Genomic DNA, 1335 nt, shown 5'->3' with positions numbered 1-1335 from the left:
AAATAAGCCCGCGTCTAGCGGGCTTATTTATTCTTTTATCATTAAAATATCATGATTGAGACACTTGTTACATTATTCATGACACCTGAGACATCACTGCAAAATTAGATTAAATAACCAACAAAAACTGGCTAAAAAAAGCTCAGACATGTTGTCTAACTTTATATCATTATGTGATTCAGGTATCATTGACTGATAATTATATAGGGAGAAAAATCGTGTCTTTTTCTACAACGGAGTTGGCTATACTCTTTGGATTGTCGGCGTGCATATTGTTTATTATGCGCCCAATTGGAAAGCGCGTTGGATTGGTCGACAAACCCAATGCAAGGAAATTACATCAAGGGGCTGTACCGCTCGTCGGCGGATTATCGATAAGCTTATCATTATTGTACTTTCTGTGGTACAACGCTGATCTGATCCCACATACAGACTTATACAGTCTTAGTATTCTAGTGCTGGTTGCTATTGGTGCTCTTGATGACAAATTTGATATTAGCTACAAAATCAGATTTCTTGTTCAGGGATTACTCTCCATCGCAATGATTGAAGTGGGTAATATTGAGTTAAGTACCATTGGCAATATATTAGGCACAGGCAATATAGATTTGGGTATTGCTGGTTACATTATTACCATTTTCGCGGTGATTGGTGCGATTAATGCCTTTAACATGGTGGATGGCATTGATGGGCTATTAGGCGGTTTATCCATTGTTACCTTTGCCGGCGTCGCCTTTATGATGACCACGGTTAATCACTATGATCTTGCCTACTTAGCAACAGCAATCATCGTTATTATGGCCCCCTACATACTGTTCAACTTAGGTCTGCTAGGGCGTAAGCGCAAAGTGTTTATGGGCGATGCGGGCAGTATGGTGATCGGTTTTACCGTGGTGTGGTTCCTACTGCTATCCAGTCAAACGGGTCAGCAAGCTTCTATTCGCCCTGTGACTTGCTTGTGGCTTATCGCGATTCCGCTCATGGATATGGCAGCTATTATGATCCGTCGCATCCGTCGCGGACACTCTCCCTTTAAGCCCGATCGCGAGCATTTACACCATATTTTCCAACGCTTAGGCTTAAGCTCGAAACAAACCTTGTTGGTTATCTGCAGCTTTGCCGCGCTGTTTGCTGGGTTTGGTATTTATGGCGAGTTAGCGAACATTAGCGAAAGTATCATGTTTGCTAGCTTTTTACTTTGCTTTGCACTCTATGCTGCCCTGCTCAGTTATGTTTGGCGTATTACCCGTTTTGTGCGTTCGTTTAGAAAACAACATAAGCCTGAACATGCGCTTAATGGTTAATCCGCACTGAAGCTCAACGCAACGATTGGAC

The 1335-nt window shown here is 42.3% G+C and carries 1 protein-coding gene; it reads left to right on the top strand.

What is annotated here, in order from left to right:
• The first annotated feature begins 218 nt into the window (after positions 1-218).
• The gene (gene wecA, locus BZG75_RS15145; RefSeq protein ID WP_108742934.1) at positions 219-1304 is read left to right on the top strand and encodes a UDP-N-acetylglucosamine--undecaprenyl-phosphate N-acetylglucosaminephosphotransferase; all 1086 of its coding nucleotides are present in this window, start codon (positions 219-221) and stop codon (positions 1302-1304) included.
• The last annotated feature ends 31 nt before the right edge of the window (positions 1305-1335 follow it).

Source organism: Salinivibrio sp. AR640, assembly GCF_001995405.1.
Taxonomy (GTDB): Bacteria; Pseudomonadota; Gammaproteobacteria; order Enterobacterales; family Vibrionaceae; genus Salinivibrio; species Salinivibrio costicola.
This window is presented reverse-complemented; position numbering and strand designations above follow the sequence as displayed.